Origin of the sequence: Pseudomonas yamanorum, from assembly GCF_900105735.1 — a bacterium.
GTDB classification, from domain to species: Bacteria; Pseudomonadota; Gammaproteobacteria; order Pseudomonadales; family Pseudomonadaceae; genus Aquipseudomonas; species Aquipseudomonas yamanorum.
In genome coordinates this window covers 6628059-6643662 of sequence record NZ_LT629793.1, presented here as the reverse complement: position 1 = coordinate 6643662, position 15604 = coordinate 6628059, and the positions used below count along the sequence as shown (strand labels likewise).

19 protein-coding genes are annotated in these 15604 nt (G+C 61.3%); 9 read left to right on the top strand and 10 right to left on the bottom strand.

Annotated elements, in window-relative coordinates; translation table 11 throughout:
* Positions 1–24: 24 nt before the first annotated feature.
* Together iolG and BLU46_RS30885 are read right to left on the bottom strand one after the other, a co-directional pair.
* The gene (gene iolG, locus BLU46_RS30890; protein ID WP_093209504.1) at positions 25–1029 is read right to left on the bottom strand and encodes an inositol 2-dehydrogenase; all 1005 of its coding nucleotides are present in this window, start codon (positions 1027–1029) and stop codon (positions 25–27) included.
* Positions 1030–1065: 36 nt separating this feature from the next.
* The gene (locus BLU46_RS30885) at positions 1066–2091 is read right to left on the bottom strand and encodes a LacI family DNA-binding transcriptional regulator (RefSeq protein WP_093209502.1); all 1026 of its coding nucleotides are present in this window, start codon (positions 2089–2091) and stop codon (positions 1066–1068) included.
* 123 nt (positions 2092–2214) lie between these two features.
* Between BLU46_RS30885 and BLU46_RS30880 the strand changes: the two genes are divergently transcribed.
* Genes BLU46_RS30880 through BLU46_RS30870 form a run of 3 tightly spaced genes read left to right on the top strand, consistent with a single transcriptional unit; the run spans position 2215 to position 5173 of the window.
* Positions 2215–3060 (top strand): SDR family oxidoreductase, encoded by an 846-nt coding sequence (locus BLU46_RS30880; RefSeq protein WP_063029668.1) that lies wholly within the window; start codon positions 2215–2217, stop codon positions 3058–3060.
* On the top strand, positions 3060–4202 hold the full coding sequence (locus BLU46_RS30875; protein ID WP_093209499.1) for a phytanoyl-CoA dioxygenase family protein: 1143 nt from the start codon (positions 3060–3062) through the stop codon (positions 4200–4202). Before BLU46_RS30880 ends, BLU46_RS30875 begins: the two co-directional genes overlap by 1 nt.
* 47 nt (positions 4203–4249) lie before the next feature.
* Positions 4250–5173 carry a sugar ABC transporter substrate-binding protein gene (locus BLU46_RS30870; protein ID WP_008436286.1) on the top strand — a complete coding sequence of 308 codons (924 nt, stop codon included), beginning with the start codon at positions 4250–4252 and terminating at the stop codon, positions 5171–5173.
* Here the strand turns inward: BLU46_RS30870 and BLU46_RS30865 are convergent.
* A complete protein-coding gene (locus BLU46_RS30865) occupies positions 5163–5585 on the bottom strand; it encodes an MAPEG family protein (protein ID WP_093209496.1) in 423 nt (140 codons plus the stop codon). The two genes, BLU46_RS30870 and BLU46_RS30865, sit on opposite strands and share 11 nt — an antisense overlap.
* On the bottom strand, positions 5585–5902 hold the full coding sequence (locus BLU46_RS30860) for a DUF2834 domain-containing protein (RefSeq protein WP_093209493.1): 318 nt from the start codon (positions 5900–5902) through the stop codon (positions 5585–5587). Before BLU46_RS30860 ends, BLU46_RS30865 begins: the two co-directional genes overlap by 1 nt.
* Before the next feature lie 116 nt (positions 5903–6018).
* Between BLU46_RS30860 and BLU46_RS30855 the strand changes: the two genes are divergently transcribed.
* Positions 6019–6828: a helix-turn-helix domain-containing protein gene (locus tag BLU46_RS30855; RefSeq protein WP_172834563.1), complete on the top strand. Its 810-nt coding sequence runs from the start codon at positions 6019–6021 to the stop codon at positions 6826–6828.
* Between the two features lie 18 nt (positions 6829–6846).
* Here BLU46_RS30855 and BLU46_RS30850 read toward each other — a convergent pair whose 3' ends face one another.
* The gene (locus tag BLU46_RS30850; protein ID WP_003215097.1) at positions 6847–7263 is read right to left on the bottom strand and encodes a hypothetical protein; all 417 of its coding nucleotides are present in this window, start codon (positions 7261–7263) and stop codon (positions 6847–6849) included.
* Between the two features lie 288 nt (positions 7264–7551).
* On the opposite strand from BLU46_RS30850, the gene BLU46_RS30845 reads away from it, so the two are divergent.
* Complete coding sequence (locus BLU46_RS30845) at positions 7552–7917, top strand: hypothetical protein (protein WP_093209488.1); 366 nt, start codon at positions 7552–7554, stop codon at positions 7915–7917.
* A 6-nt stretch (positions 7918–7923) separates the two neighbouring features.
* Here BLU46_RS30845 and BLU46_RS30840 read toward each other — a convergent pair whose 3' ends face one another.
* Positions 7924–8658 (bottom strand): CPBP family intramembrane glutamic endopeptidase, encoded by a 735-nt coding sequence (locus tag BLU46_RS30840; RefSeq protein ID WP_093209486.1) that lies wholly within the window; start codon positions 8656–8658, stop codon positions 7924–7926.
* 6 nt (positions 8659–8664) lie between these two features.
* Positions 8665–9135: a RidA family protein gene (locus BLU46_RS30835; RefSeq protein ID WP_093209483.1), complete on the bottom strand. Its 471-nt coding sequence runs from the start codon at positions 9133–9135 to the stop codon at positions 8665–8667.
* 256 nt (positions 9136–9391) lie between these two features.
* Here BLU46_RS30835 and BLU46_RS30830 point away from each other — a divergent pair, with 256 nt between their 5' ends.
* Entirely contained in the window at positions 9392–9823 is a 432-nt protein-coding gene (locus BLU46_RS30830) for a nuclear transport factor 2 family protein (RefSeq protein WP_063029654.1), read from the top strand.
* Between the two features lie 144 nt (positions 9824–9967).
* Here BLU46_RS30830 and BLU46_RS30825 read toward each other — a convergent pair whose 3' ends face one another.
* Positions 9968–11296, bottom strand: coding sequence for an aminotransferase-like domain-containing protein (locus BLU46_RS30825; protein WP_093209481.1), 1329 nt, complete (start codon positions 11294–11296; stop codon positions 9968–9970).
* A 91-nt stretch (positions 11297–11387) separates the two neighbouring features.
* Between BLU46_RS30825 and BLU46_RS30820 the strand changes: the two genes are divergently transcribed.
* The gene (locus BLU46_RS30820; RefSeq protein ID WP_093209479.1) at positions 11388–12278 is read left to right on the top strand and encodes a DMT family transporter; all 891 of its coding nucleotides are present in this window, start codon (positions 11388–11390) and stop codon (positions 12276–12278) included.
* Here BLU46_RS30820 and BLU46_RS30815 read toward each other — a convergent pair.
* Positions 12275–13429 (bottom strand): MFS transporter, encoded by a 1155-nt coding sequence (locus BLU46_RS30815; protein ID WP_093209475.1) that lies wholly within the window; start codon positions 13427–13429, stop codon positions 12275–12277. The genes BLU46_RS30820 and BLU46_RS30815 overlap by 4 nt on opposite strands.
* A gap of 42 nt (positions 13430–13471) precedes the next feature.
* Entirely contained in the window at positions 13472–14026 is a 555-nt protein-coding gene (locus tag BLU46_RS30810; protein WP_093209472.1) for a YceI family protein, read from the bottom strand.
* Positions 14027–14144: 118 nt separating this feature from the next.
* Between BLU46_RS30810 and BLU46_RS30805 the strand changes: the two genes are divergently transcribed.
* Positions 14145–14639, top strand: a complete 495-nt coding sequence (locus BLU46_RS30805; protein ID WP_093209469.1) for a PaaI family thioesterase — start codon at positions 14145–14147, stop codon at positions 14637–14639.
* A 44-nt stretch (positions 14640–14683) separates the two neighbouring features.
* Positions 14684–15571: a YghX family hydrolase gene (gene yghX, locus BLU46_RS30800; protein WP_093209466.1), complete on the top strand. Its 888-nt coding sequence runs from the start codon at positions 14684–14686 to the stop codon at positions 15569–15571.
* The last annotated feature ends 33 nt before the right edge of the window (positions 15572–15604 follow it).

Here is a 15604-nt window from a genome sequence, read left to right as displayed (position 1 = left end):
GAGCACGCCCGCTCCGGCAACACTTTAAATAGCGTAATTGACCTCAACCATTCGCCCAGTCTTGATGGACTCCAGCGCACAGTCAGCCAAGTGCAACGCATACAGCCCATCGCGCATGTTGGTGGGCAGCGCGCGCCCCGCGCTCAGTGCCTGGATAAACTGCCCCAACTCATTGCGGTAGGCCTCCGCATAACGTTCCAGGAAGAAATGCTGCAACGGCTCCAACGCCTCGGTGTGCTCGTGGTTCCAATGGCGCAAGGTGCTGGGGCGATGGTTATCCGTGAGCAACACCCCATTGGCCCCGGACACCTCAAGTCGCTGGTCATACCCGTAGACCGCCTCCCGACAGCAGTTGATATGGCACTGTTTCCCGGATGCGGTGCGCAGTAGCACCATCACGCTGTCGAAGTCGTCAATCTGCGCCAGGCTCGGGTCTACCAGCCGGCTGGCTATCGCGCTGACTTCGATGGGCTCTTCACCCAGCAGGTGCCGCGCCATGTCGAAGTCATGAATGGTCATGTCCCGCAGGATGCCGCCGGAATGTGCCAGGTAATCCCGTGGCGCCAACCCCGGGTCACGGCTGGTGATGATCACCTGCCGCACAGCACCAATTTGCCCCGCGTCGATGGCCTGGCGCAGGCGCAGCGTGTCGGGATCGAAGCGGCGGTTGAAGCCCAGCATTACTTTGCCGCCCTCGCGCTCCACAGCTTGCGCCGCCGCCCGCGCCTTGGCGAAATTCAGGTCAATGGGCTTCTCGCACAGCACGGCCTTGCCCTGGGACACGGCCGCCAGCAGCAAATCGATATGAGTGTCGGTGGGTGTGCCAATCACCACCGCGTCGATATCGTCCCGACTTAGCACTGCTGCGCAGTCATAGGCCGCCTCGCAACCCAGCTGCGCAGCCAAGCCATCGACGCCCTCCCGCCAGGGGTCGGCGACCACCACCAGAGTGGCATCAGGATGGGCCGCGACATTGGCCGCGTGAATGTTGGCGATGCGCCCTGCACCAAGGACAGCGATACGTAGCATGGTCGAACTCCTGGGATTGTTATTGGGTTTGGAGATTCAGTCCGGCAGGTTGAACGGTGTGACGATCTGTACCTGTGACGGCGCAATCGGCCCAGCCTTCCACAGCCGATGAAATTGCAGGATGTGCAGGAACACATGGCGCGCATCGATCTGCAGGTTGTGATCGATAATCGCGGCGACTTTTTCTTCAGCCAACAGTTGGCGATTCTCTTCGTCGAGGTCGTGAGCAATAAACACGTCCAACGGGCGATCCAGAGCTGCGAAGGCGTCGACAATTGCGCGGTTGCCACCGCCGACGCTGTACACCGCCTTCAGTTCGGGATGCTGCTTCAACGCTTCGGTGACCCGGGCAAACGTTCGGTCATACACGCCGTACCCACCGCTGATATCCAGTACCCGCAGGTGCGTCGCACGGCCGCGCAGCCACATGCGAAAACCCATTTCGCGTTCCTCCTCGCCCCGGAACAATTCGCTGCCAATCACCACCGCCACTTCCTGGGGTTGGGGTGACAGCCAGCGGGAAAGGAGGTACGCGGCGGTTTGTCCGGCGGTGCGGTTATCCATGCCTACGTAGCCGATGCGCTCGCTGTGGGGCAGATCGGTGACCAGGGTCACCACCGGAATACCTGCGGCCGCCAGGTGCTTGACCGCCAGATTCACCGCCGGCTCGTCCGCGGCCTTGAGCACCACACCCTGGCTGCCGGTCTCGAGGCAGCGCAGCAATTGGTCGTGCATCGCCTGAGGCTCGATTTCTTCGAACAAATGAAACCGCGGGGCGATACGAAACGGTGCCAGGCTGCCCAGTTGGGCGGTGATGGCGGCCTGCACCGCCGCACTGAAGCGCTTGGGCGTGTGCATGATCACATCGACATGAAAGGTCCGGCCTACTGCCAGGCCATTTTTTTCCTGGGATTCCAGCTCATCCAGAGCCTGTTCGATACGCCGCCGGGTTTGGGCGTGCACGCTGCCGCGCTCATGCAAGACGCGATCGACCGTCGCCTTGCTGACGCCCGCCTGGGTGGCCAGTTGCTTGATGGAAAAGTGTTTAGCGCGTTCGAGCATGCCGTTGAGCCTGAGGTTTTTTTGAGGTCTTTTTGAGACTCATTGAGGTGACCGCAATGCTAGTCTCAGTTTTGCCCGGCGTCGAGCCCGGCCTTCAAAACAACAAAAACCCAGGAGACCCCGATGCCTTCAACCGACCTCAGCCATACCTTCAAAGGCCAATACTTTGTCGTCACCGGCAGCACCCAGGGGTTGGGTGCTGCCGTCGCCCATACCCTCGCGCGGCGCGGTGCTGCCGGCCTGATCATCTGCGGACGCCGCCCGGACCAGGGCCAGGAGCAAGTACGGCAGTTGGCAGCGCTCGATTGCCGCGCGGTGTTTGTCCAGGCGGACCTGGAACAGATCGGCGACTGCCGCGCCGTGATCGAGGCGGCCCGTGCCCACTTCGGCACCCTCCACGGGCTGATCAACTGCGCCGGGATGTCGGATCGCGGCACCATTCTCGACACCTCCCCCGAACTGTTTGACCGACTGTTTGCGGTCAATGTGAGGGCGCCGTTTTTCCTGATGCAGGAAGCCTTGAAGCTGATGATCAGCCAGAGGGTTGAAGGTGCAGTGGTCAATATCCAGAGTGTCACCGGCCACGGCGGGCAATCGTTCTTGAGTGCCTACGCGGCGTCCAAGGGCGCTCTCGCGATTCTGACCAAAAACGTAGCGTTCAGCGCCCTGCGCAACCGGATTCGGGTCAACGGCTTGAACATCGGCTGGATGGACACACCTCACGAGGATGAAATCCAGCGGCACTACCACGGTGCCGGGGATGGCTGGTTGGAGGCCGCCGAAGCCGCGCAGCCCTTCGGCCGCCTGCTCAAACCTGAAGAGGTGGCCCAGAGCGTGGCATTTCTATTGTCACGCGAGTCGGGAATGATGACCGGCACGGTGATCGACCTGGAGCAAGGCGTCATCGGCTGTGGCGACGGCGGCACCCCACGCCCCGATCAGGCCCTGAGCCTGGTGGAGGGTGCGTGATGCCTGCCTTTGTCAGCGCCGACGCAGTGCAACTGGAAGATTTTCACTCGATCTGTGCCCAGCAGGCGGCTGCCGAGGACTACCCGCACTGCGCCGAAGTGTGCAGCAACATCCCGATCTATCAAGCCCAGGCACTGCGCAACGGCGATCATCACGCCGTGCTGGACGAACTGCATCGCCTGTTCAGCCAGGGGCCGGGAGTGATGGTGGTGCGCCAGGGCTACGCCGACCTGGACGTGGTAGACCGTCACAGCCAGGTATTCGAAGCGATCTTTGCCCAAGAGGCTGCACAAGGTGTGGCCGCCGACCACTTCGCCAAGGCCGGCAGTAACGGACGTATCTGGAACTCATTACAGAAGGCGGCACTACAGTCACCGGCATCCTTTGTCGAATATTACGCCAACCCACTGCTGGGGTTGATCGCACAAGCCTGGCTCGGCCCAGGCTACCAAGTCACGGCCCAGGTCAACGTGGTGCACCCCGGTGGCCAAGCCCAGCAACCGCACCGTGATTATCACCTGGGATTCCAGACCATCGACGTGGTGGAGCGCTTTCCGTTGCCCCTGCACACGCTGTCCCAATACCTCACGCTGCAAGGGGCCGTGGCCCATAGCGACATGCCCCTGGAAACCGGCCCGACCCAACTGCTGCCGTTTTCCCAGCAATACCCGCTGGGCTACCTGGCCTGGAGGCGCACTGAATTCATCGAGTACTTCCAGCAGCATGCAGTGCAATTGCCGCTGAACAAAGGTGACCTGCTGTTCTTCAACCCGGCCCTGTTTCACGCCGCTGGCACCAATCGCACACCGGACCGCCAGCGCATGGCCAACCTGCTGCAAATCTCCTCGGCGTTCGGCAAAACGATGGAGGCTGTGGACCGCGACCGGATGATGCTGGCGCTCTACCCTTGCCTGTTGGAGCGCCTGGCGGACAACGTCATGGATGACGAGGCGCTGCACGCGGTGATCGCCTGCACCGCCGATGGCTATTCCTTTCCCACCAATCTGGATACCGACCCACCCTTACAGGGCCTGGCTCCGCAAACCGGGCAGCAACTGATGTTGCAGGCACTGAACGAACGCTGGCCCTACGAGACCTTTGCCGAACACGTTGCGCAACTACGCGCCAAACGCCAAGGCTGAGGAATGTTTTCAACGTCTTCCAAAACAACAAAAAACGGACTGAAACCATGAAAAAACAGCTGCTGACCTTGCTCCTGACCCTCATCGTTACCCCGCTCGCCCTCGCCGAGACACGCATCGGCGTCAGCATCGCCCAGGTGGACGATGTGTTCCTCGCCCAGATGCGTGACTACATGGCGGCCCACGCCAGGGACCTCACCGACGTGACCCTGCAATTCGAAGACGCCCAAGGCGATGTGGTGCGCCAACTGAACCAGGTGCAGAGCTTTTCTGCCCAAGGCATGGACGCGATTATCGTCAACGCGGTCGACACCGCCGCTACCCAGAAAATGACTGTGAATGCCCAGCAGGCGGGTATCCCGCTGGTGTACGTCAACCGTCGCCCGGACATCCCCGGCTTACCGGCCGGGGTGGGTTATGTCGGCTCGGACGAGATCAAAGCGGGCGAGATTCAGATGCGCTACCTCGCGGAAAAAATGAACGGCAAGGGCAACCTCGCAATCATGCTCGGCTTGCTCTCTAACAACGCCACCCACAACCGCACACAGGGCGTGAAAAACGTACTGAAGGATTACCCCAACATCCATATCGTCGAAGAACAAAGCGCCGACTGGCAGCGCAGCAAGGCCATGGACCTGATGAACAACTGGATCGTCTCGGGCAAGAAAATCGACGCCGTGGCGGCCAATGCCGATGAAATGGCTATCGGTGCCGCGATGGCGATTACCCAGGCCGGTATGCACCCTGGCAAGGACATCCTGGTGGGCGGCAGCGACGGCGGACCCGCCGGCCTGGATGCGATCAAAAAAGATCTATTGGTAGTCACGGCCTATCAGGACAACAAGGGCCAGGCCGTCGGCTCGATTGACCTGGCGCTGAAGATGATCAGGAAGCAGCCCTACACGGCGGAGCTGACCATTCCCTATCAACAGATCACCAAGGACAACTATCAGGCCTTTCTCACCCCTTGATTGTTATCAGCCCAGCGCCAAGCAGACCGGCCAGCCCCGACAAACAGAGCACTCCCACTCCATAAGCGAGGGTGCGCCAGGGCTGGCGGCCGCTCAGATACATCACCGTATGCATCACACGGGCAGCGGTGAACAGACAGAACAACCCCGCGGTAGCGGTGCCTGGCGTTTCCATCGCCAGGCACAGGCCACCCAAAATGAAGAACAACGGAATATTTTCCAGATCATTGGCCCAAGCCTTTTCGGCCCGGGAGACTTGCGGTAACTCCTGGGGATTCGCATCGCGATGGAAGAAAGCTGCATCCTCATGGTTAGTGAATGCACGGTATCTGAGCCGAAAGAAGCCTTGGTAGCAAGAGATCGCCAGCATCTTCAAGAACAGCACCAGTACGCACAGCGCATAAACCTCCATCACCAGCCCCCTGATGGTTCGCGAAACCCGTTGACCACGATATACAGCAGCGGACCGATGGATACGAAAACCGCCGTTACCAGTAAGTAGGGCAACACCGACGCCAGGGATTTGCCCCTGGCCCGCGCATCCCGGTACATCCATACGCCCGCCAAGGCCGCCATCAGATACAAGTCAATCACCACCTGGGCAGTGTCCGGCCTCGATATCAATTCACGTCCGAACGCCATGAGCGATTGATCGGCGATCAGCATCGTGATCAATGTGTACAGGGCAAAAGCCAACAGCCCGGCCAGGGCAATCCAGGGTCTGCGCATGCTCTCCTCCTTGGAGACAACGATTCGGAAAGCTGCACATTAGTGATAACGTCCTCTCCCTCTCAATGACCTCAAAGGTCATCGACACCACCGACCCGCACGGCCAGAGTCAACCCATGAGCAGCCAACCTTTCCCCCGCGCCAACCCCGACACTACCGCCGGCACGCAACTGCGCGTGCTGCGTCGGCACGCCAGATTGAGCCAGCTGGAACTGGCGCTGATCACCGGGGTTTCCCAACGCCACCTGAGCTGCATCGAGACCGGACGCGCCAAGCCGAGCCCGGGCACCTTGCATAATTTGCTGATGGCGCTGGAGGTTCCGCTGGAGCAATGCAACAGCGTGTTCCTCGCCGCCGGCTTCGCCCCGCGTTATGAGGCAACCCCGCTCTCCTCGCCCTCCATGGAGGCCATTCGCGAGGCGATCAGCCATGTGCTCCACGCGAACAATCCTGCGCCGGCGATCGTGCTGGGCAGCCATTGGGAAGTGCTCGCCGCCAACGCCAGTACCCAGGTGCTGTTCGAGCTGGTGGGGATCAAACCGGAGGCGGCTGATGGATTGAATTTGCTGGTCACCCTGCTACAGCCTGGCGGCCTGGGTGATCATTTGATCAACGCTGAAGAAATCCGCACCATCGCCTGGCAACGGGCGACGCGCGAGGCGTTGGGCAACCTCGAACTTGCCAGGCTTCTGGACAGCCTGCCAGCCCCGCAAAGTACCGAAGCCTTGGTTAATGAACCACCGCCACTGGTGCTGACACGCGTCAACTCCCGTGAAGGTGAGCTGAACTTCATGTCGACCTTCACCACCTTCGGCATGCCTCAGGACATCACGGTGACGTCGTTGCGCATCGAGCATTTGATTCCGGCGGATGCGCAGACGTGGCAGGTGATGACCGCGGCGTATGAGCGGTCATTGGTGAGGTAGAAAGCCGCGGCGGGGCCATTAGTTATTTGTCGTATTTTGCCCGCCATAGCTATTGGCGCGGCTCTTGGAGGAGGAGCCGTTGCTGTATTGGGTGTCTTGCCCGCCGTAGCTATTGGAGCGGCTCTTGGCTGAGGTGCCGTCGCTGTATTGAGTGTCTTGCCCACCATAGCTGTTGGAACGGGTCTTGGCCGAGGTGCCGTCGCCGTATTGGATATCCTGCCCGCCATAACTATTGGAGCGGCTCTTGGAGGAAGTACCATCGCTGTATTGGGTGTCTTGCCCACCGTAGCTATTGGCGCGACTCTTGGAAGAGGTGCCATTGTCGTATTCGCAATCGGACCCACCATAACTGTTCGCCCTGCACGTCTCGGCAACCGCTTGGTAAAGCGGCGCAGCCAACAAAACCGTGCCCAGCAAAACGACCTTAAGCTTCATGTTAATTCCTTGTAGAGGTGGCGATACGCTATTACAGACTGGAGATTCTGAACTTAGTTTCCAACGTTCTGAAATGCGCTCGCGCGAGCCGACGTGGCAACCCTTTGCCAGCCCCGGCAACTCCTGGCCTGCGCCCTGCCCCGGCAATACCACCCAGCCCGCGCCGCACAAGGCATGCAGCACATGGCCCGGGTTTTGCTCTGTTGCTGCTACCAATAAGGGAGCGGCACCATGATAGGAAGCACGACAAGTCTGTTAGCGCTGGGACAGAAGGCTTTTACACAATCCATGGAAAACGGCACCCTGCGGGCCGGGAGGATTGAAGTCACCAACGCCACGCCCGAGATCAAGGCCAAGCTGGAAGCCAGCTATCAGGAGCAAGTGCGCTCGACCGCGCAAACCGTTGCCACCGCCAGGGCCAACCCTTCATGGGCGACCTTCGACGATAAAGGCAACGCCGTCGAACTGCCCGATGTCCAGTCACTCAGCAAAAGTGACGCCACCCATGTGGCCAACGGTCTTCAGTACCTGCTCGATATCGGGCGCCTGGACGGCAAGACCGTCACCGCGAAAAATGGCGACCAGTCGACCGATAACATCGCGGTCTACAAGGATTGGCTCCAGGCCCACATCGGCGTGGATGTACAGGCCTGAGACGGCTCACACCATCGGTACGGCAATCAGCAAGATCGCCGTGCCATGGGTGGCCGTCGCCGCCACCACGCCGTAACGCATCCGCACCAGCCCGCAGGCCACGCCTTCAATCAGGGTAAAAGCCAACACTGGCCAGCCCAGTTGCGTCACGCTCAGGGCCAAAAATGAATGGCACGCGGCGAACGCCAGCCCGCTGAGCAACGCCGCACGCAGCGGCCTAACGTGCTGTTCGAGATAGCCCTGCAAGAAGCCGCGAAACAACACCTCTTCCAGCGCATTGGCGCAGTAGGCAAGCACCAGCATGCCCATCAGCCAGGTCCAGTAAGCCGGGATTGCCGCCGGTTCGATGCCTTGATACAGGCGCAATGGCAGGCCAATCAAACTGCCGGCCACCAACCCCACTGCCAGGCCCACAGCGCGATTGCCCTTGAACAGCACCGTCAGTTGCCATAACTCCGGGGCCAAGCGCGCGAGCAGTGCGATCAGCCCAAGGGATAAGCCGCCCAGCGCCGCCAGCACGAAGGGATTGGCCGTGAACTGGATCTGCACCTCGCGGCTCAGCGACCAAATGCCCAACGGCGTCATCGCATCGCGCATCAGCACGAAGGCCAACAGCAGAATAACGATGCGCACGCCCGGCAATGTTTTTGGCGTGAGGCCGAACCACAGGCCGAACAGGATCAGCCCTGGCAGCAGATAAATCCCATAGTGAATCAGCACTGTAAAAGCGTCGGCAATCACTCGGTGTCAGCCCTGTGCTACAGCGATCATGTCGATTTCCACGGCGGCGCCCTTGGGCAGTTGCAGCACGCCCACCGAGGTGCGCGTGTGAGAACCGGCAGTCCCCAGGATCTCGTTCAACAGGTCCGACGCACCGTTGGCCACTTCGCTTTGCTGGTCAAAGTCATCCGCGCTGCGCACGTACACATTGATCTTGAGGATCGCCTTGACCTGATCCAGGGAGCCCAGTGCCTGCTTGAGCAAGCCCAGGCAACGCAATGCGCTGACGCCGGCGGCAATCTGTGCATCGGCCAGGCTTAGGCTTTCGCCGACCTTGCCGGGCAGCACGATCGTGTCACCCACCCGCGGGATCTGGCCGCTGATATAAACGTGATTGCCATCCCTGAGCAGCGGCGTGTAGTTGCCGCCGATCTTGAACTCGTTGAGTTGATAACCCAGGCGCACCATGGCCGCCGCGTACTTTTGATCCGGTGTCATGTTTGTTGTCCCCACTGGCTGTTGCGAATCCACACCATGAAGTCGCCGGCCACAGCATAGCCATGTGCCATTTCCACGGGAAGTGCCGAGCGCTATTTCGCAAGTGATACGACGACCAATACTGACAAACAGCGCTTATATTCTGGCCCACTACAAATTTCACTTTCCTTGATCCCACGAAATACGGCATGGTTGTACGACGACTTAAGCACAACTCCTGAGTCGTCCCAGTACCCACAACAACAAGGAAACACCCATGCAAAACGTCAAGGTTCTGATTGGTTTTCTGTGCCTGTTCAGCGGTTACGCGGCCGCCGCGCCTGCCGCAGCCGACAAGGATGTCGCCGTTGCGGTCGATCACCTGACCCAGGCCATGCTGCACAAGGACATTCCGCAACTGCAGGCCCTCACCGCCAACAACCTCACCTACGGCCATTCCAGCGGCAAGGTCCAGAACAAGCAGGAATTTATCGCCGACATTGAAACCGGCAGAAGCGGCTTCAAGACCCTGGAAATGCAGAAACAGACCATCACCCTCAATGGCGACACCGCCCTGGTGCGCAACCACTTTTCCGCCCAGGCGGTAAACAGTGGCGTCGAGGTGCCTACCGAAATTGAAAACTTCCAGGTCTGGCAGAAGCAGAAAGGCAAATGGCTGCTGATCGGGCGCCAGGCGTACAAATTCTGAGTCCCGCCTGGATCGTTCCCACGCTCTGCGTGGGAATGCATCCGATGACGCTCTGCGTCACTATCGCGCAAATCTACAGCGGGACGCGGAGCGTCCAAGGCGGCATTCCCACGCAGAGCGTGGGAACGATCCGGTAAGCTCGATCTAGTACGCCTCCACCGCCCAGCGCACTTTCAGCAGCGCCTCGCGCAACACCTCCCGGTCCACCGATCCCAGCGCCACTCGCAAGGCATGGGGCACGTGGGCCGAGACGGCAAACGGCTCGGCCGTGGACACCGAGATATTTTCCCGTGCCAGTGCCATGGTGATCTGGTCGGCGCGGGCATCTTCCGGCAAGGGCAGCCACAGAAAATACGAAGACGGATGGCGGATAACGTTCAGCCCCGCCAACACCTCATCGGCCACCGCCTGGCGCGCCTGGGCGTCTTCACGTTTTTGCGCTTCCAGCTGCAGCACCGTGCCGTCGTCGATCCACGCGGCAGCCACCGCAGTCATCACCCCCGGAGTGTTCCAGGTGGTGGCCATGACCGTACGCTCCAGCGCCGCCATCCACGGCTGCGGAGCGGCGACGAAACCCACCCGCAGGCCGGTGGCAACGCTCTTGGACAGCCCCGACACATACACCGTGCGTTCCGGTGCCAGCTCGGCCACAGGCGGCGGCGGGTCCTCAGCTAAAAATGCGTAAGCCGCGTCCTCGATCAGAATCAAATCATGCTGGCGGGCAATCGCCACCAGGTGCTCGCGCTGCTCCCTGCTCATCACCCAGCCCAACGGATTATGCAGGGTCGGCATGCTGTACACGGCGCGTACCGGGCGCCGTGCGCAGAGTTGTTCAAGAAAGGCCAAATCGGGGCCCGTCGCGGTCACCGGGATTGCAACGATTTCCAGGTGCAACGTCTCGGCCAGCACCTTGAACCCCGAATAGGTCAACGCATCCACCGCCACCACATCGCCGGGCTTGAGCAGCGACATCATGGTCACCGCCAGCCCGTGCTGGGCACCGCTGACGATCAATACCTGCTCGGCCTGCACCGTCAACCCATGACTCGCCAGGTGGCGCGCCACCGCCGCCCGTTCGTGCAACCGACCGGCGTGGGGCTGGTAGCGCAGCAGGGCCGACAGGTCGCCGGACAACGCCAACTGACGCAACGCCGTGCGCAGCAGGTCGGTCTGGCCCGGCAGCGACGGGTAGTTGAAGTTGAGATCGATCATGCCCGCCGCTACGGCGATCTGCCCTATGCCCTGCCCCGGCGACAACGCGATTTCCCGCACAAAGGTCCCGCGCCCAGTTTCACCGCTGACCAGGCCCATGGCCTCAAGCTCGGTGTACACCCGGCTGGCCGTGACCAATGCCAGGCCGTGGCTGGCGGCCAACTGGCGGTGGGTCGGCAAACGGGTGCCCGCCGCCAACGTGCCGGAGCGGATATCCCGGGCGAAGGTGTCCACCAATGTCTTGTAGCGGGCGCGGGGCATAAGCGATGTATCCATGACAATTTTTTGATTGTCTCAATGGTGAATCATAGGATGCGGGAGACGCAACTTATCCTTATCGAGCCCGACGCCCATGGAACGCACCACGCACCTCAACACCCAGGAACACAACCCCAGTGGCTGGATCAACGGCTTGATCGGCGTGGTGATCTTCAGCGGCTCGCTGCCCGCCACACGCCTGGCGGTGCTGGAATTTGATCCGGTGTTCCTGACCGTCGCCCGCGCCACCATCGCCGCCCTACTGGGCCTGTGCCTGCTGTGGCTGCTCAAGGAAAAGCGCCCGGCCCGTAGCCAGTTGTTGCCCTTGGCAATCGTCGCGCTGGGCGTGGTGATCGGCTTCCCGCTACTCACCGCCCTGGCGTTGCAGTACGTCACCAGCGCCCACTCCATCGTGTTTGTCGGCTTGCTGCCGCTGGCCACCGCCGTGTTCGGCGTATTGCGTGGCGGCGAGCGGCCCAAGCCGGTGTTCTGGCTGTTTTCGATTCTGGGCAGCCTGCTGGTGGTGGGCTACGCCATCGCCCAGGGCCTGAGCGCCGCGCCTGCCGGAGATTTGCTGATGCTGCTGGCGATACTGGCGTGCGGCCTGGGTTATGCCGAAGGGGCCAAACTTTCGCGCACCCTGGGTGGCTGGCAGGTGATCTGCTGGGCGCTGGTGATCTCGCTGCCGATTGTGGCCCCTCTGACGGCGATCCTCGCGCCAAGCTCTTTCGTTAACATCAGCCTGCCGGCCTGGCTGAGCCTGGCCTATGTGTCGCTGTTCAGCATGCTGATCGGGTTTGTGTTCTGGTACCGCGGGCTGGCCCAGGGCGGCATCGCCGCCGTCGGGCAATTGCAGTTGCTGCAACCGTTTTTCGGCCTGGCACTGGCCGCCACGCTGCTGCATGAACCGGTGAGCCTGGGCATGCTGGTGGTGACGGTCGCGGTGATTGCGTGTGTGGCGGGGGCCAGGAAATTCGCCCGTTAAGGGGCTCTCCTGAGCATCAAGAGCGCGATAAACAGCCCGCCGGCCACACCGACACTGATCATCAAGCCATGGGGGCTGACATAGGACACCGTCGCCCCCGTGGCAATCGGCCCGAGCACACTGCCCAGGGTGTAGAACAGCGCAATCGCAGTCATGGCGGTAGACACCTGATGCTCGGCCACCCGGTCCCCTGCCTCGATCACCGCCAGGGTGTTCATCCCGCCAATCGCGCCGCCCCATACAAAGACGATCAACGTCGACAGCCACGGCAGCCCTTGGCTGAATGGAATCGCCAGGGTGCCCAACAGCACCACCAGGCCACAGATCAGCTGACCGGTCTTGTAGGAGCTTTTGTCGGCCATCCAGCCAATGGGCAGTTGCAGCACGGTGCCGCCAATGCCGAATACCGAAATCAACAACGTCGCCGCCGTGAGTACATAGCCCGCCGAGAGGCTGTAGGCGCCGAGGAAGGACACCGAAGAAGTCTCCGAGAACCCGGCGATAAACGCGCCACACAACGCCACCGGGATCACACTGAACAGTTTCCCGTGACGTTTCTCCACCGGCGTTTTTGGCCGCGAGTCATGCGCCTTCAAGCTCAGTGCCAGCCCGCCAGACAACAGCACGATGGCGGCGCAGGCGTAATAGGGAATCCCACTGTCGACGCCGAACACCACCAGCAGCAATGGCCCGACGGCAATCCCCAGGCCCATCAGGGTTTCGTGCACACCAATGGCCCGACCGCGCTCGCTGTCGGTGGTCACGGAGACGATCCAGGTGTCACAGGCAATCCAGCGCAGAATCAAACCGATACCCAGCACAAAGTTCAGGGCGAACAGCAGCGTCAGTGATTGGGTCAGCGTCATGCCGATCAGCCCCAACACGGTCAGCACAACACTGAGAAGATTGGCCTTGACCAACCCCAGGTGCCCCAACAACCGCGGGACGACCTTGTACAGCAGCAGGATCGCGACCCACGAGGCACTAACAATCACCCCGATTTTCGCCGGGTCCACGCCCTTCTGCTCCAGGGACAGCGACAGCAACGGCGTGATGGTGCCGATTTGCACAATCTGGGACAGCACCGACAGGGTGTTGATGCGGGTCAGGGCCAGCCAGCGTTGCCTGTCGCTGTAAGCAATATCGTCCATGACGTTACCGACCGTTATTCAGAGCCGCCAGAATCTCAGCTCTCAGCGCTCAGGCGCAACCATCTTGAACTTGATGACAATCCCATTGGACACCACGCTGTCCGCCCACTCCCCCGCACCGATCTTGAAGTCGTCGCGCTTGAGCACGAATTCACCGTCGAACACGCCAATGCCGCTCTGCTCCTTGAGCGCCACCTTGACCTCCACCGGCCGGGTCTGGCCCTTGAGGGTCAGGTTGCCGCTGAACAGGTAACGGTTACCGCCCAGGTCAGTGATGTGGGTCGAGGTAAAGGTGCCCACCGGGTAAGTCGTCATGTCGAACCAGCCGGGCTTGGGCAGTTCGGTGTTGGCGTCGTCGCTGCCGGCATTGATGCTCGGCAGTTGGATGGTCAGTACGGTGCTGGCGGCGGCCGGGTTTTGCGTGTCGAAATTCAGGGTCGCCGAATAGCTGCCAAACGTGCCGTACACCTGCTGGCCCATCTGGTCATAGGTGAAGCTGAGGGTGCTGGCCGCCGGATTCACGTCGGTGTATTCCACCGCATACGCGCTGGACAAGGTGCCGAGGGTAAGGAAGGCCGCTAGCAATCGAGGTTTCATGGGATTCTCAACCGGGAATGAACACGCTGTGCACTGCTAACAGCGTAGGTGCTGGATTTATTCACGTGCCTGGCATTAGGCTCGTGCCTCGACGGAACTCAAACAATAAGGAGCCACGATGCCCGCGCTTTCCCTGCAAGACACCACCGCCCCCGAAGGCGTCTGTTATGGCTGCGGCAGCCGCAACCCCCACGGGCTGCACATCAAGAGCCGCTGGGACGCCGACGGCATCCACGTGATCGCCGAGCACCAGCCCGACGCCCAATACTGCGGCTGGCCAGACCTGGTCTACGGCGGCTTGATCGCGATGCTGGTGGACTGTCACTCGAACTGGACCGCCATGGCCTACCACTACCGGGCCGAGCAACGCGAACCCGGCAGCCTGCCGCGTATCGACTGCGTGACCGGCAACCTGGGGATCAAATTCATCAAGCCGACACCGATGGGCGTACCGCTGACCTTGCGCGCGAAAGTCGAAGGTGACGTGGACCGCAAGAGCCGCGTGGTGTGCGAGGTGTACGCCGATGGCGTGCTGACGGCCATTGGCGATTCGGTCTTCGTGCGGGTCGACACCGGGCAATTGGCAGCCGCCGCCCATGGCCGGGAAGCCTGATACTGGTCTACATTCAGTCCCACCGCTAATCGAGGACGCTACCGATGACTCGTCTGACCGCCAAAGATTTCGCCCCTGAACTGCTGGAGCTTTACGACGGCTACGCCCACGGCAAGATCAACCGCCGGGTGTTTCTCGACCGCGCGGCGCTGTTCACCTTTGGCGGGCTGACGGCCTCGGCCCTGCTCGCCGCCCTGAGCCCCAACTACGCGCTGGCCGAGCAGGTGAAATTCACCGACCCGGATATCGTCGCCGACTACATCACCTACCCGTCACCCAAGGGCAACGGCACGGTGCGCGGCTACCTGGTGCGCCCGGCCAAGGCCAGCGGCAAGGTGCCGGCGGTGGTGGTGGTGCATGAGAACCGTGGGCTGAACCCGTATATCGAAGACGTCGCCCGTCGGTTGGCCAAGGCCGGATTCATTGCCCTGGCACCGGATGGCTTGACCTCCGTTGGCGGCTATCCCGGCAACGATGAGAAAGGTGTGGAGCTGCAGCAGAAAGTCGATCCGGAGAAGCTGATGAACGACTTTTTCGCGGCCATCGAATGGTTGATGCACCACGATGCAAGCACTGGCAAGGTGGGGATCACCGGGTTCTGTTATGGCGGCGGCGTGACGAATGCGGCGGCGGTGGCTTATCCGGAGTTGGGTGCGGCGGTGTCGTTTTACGGGCGCCAGCCTGAGGCCAAGGACGTGCCACGGATCAAGGCACCGATCATGTTGCATTACGGTGAGCTGGATACGCGGATCAATGAGGGCTGGCCGGCGTATGAGAAGGCGTTGAAGGCAGCCGGCACGACGTACGAGGCGTTTATCTACAAGGGCGCCAATCACGGTTTTCACAATGATTCGACGCCAAGGTATGACGAGGCGGCGGCGAATCTGGCGTGGGAGCGGACCTTGGGTTGGTTTAAAAAGTATCTGGTCTGAACACACCCTGTCGGGGGGCTGGCACGCCAGCCC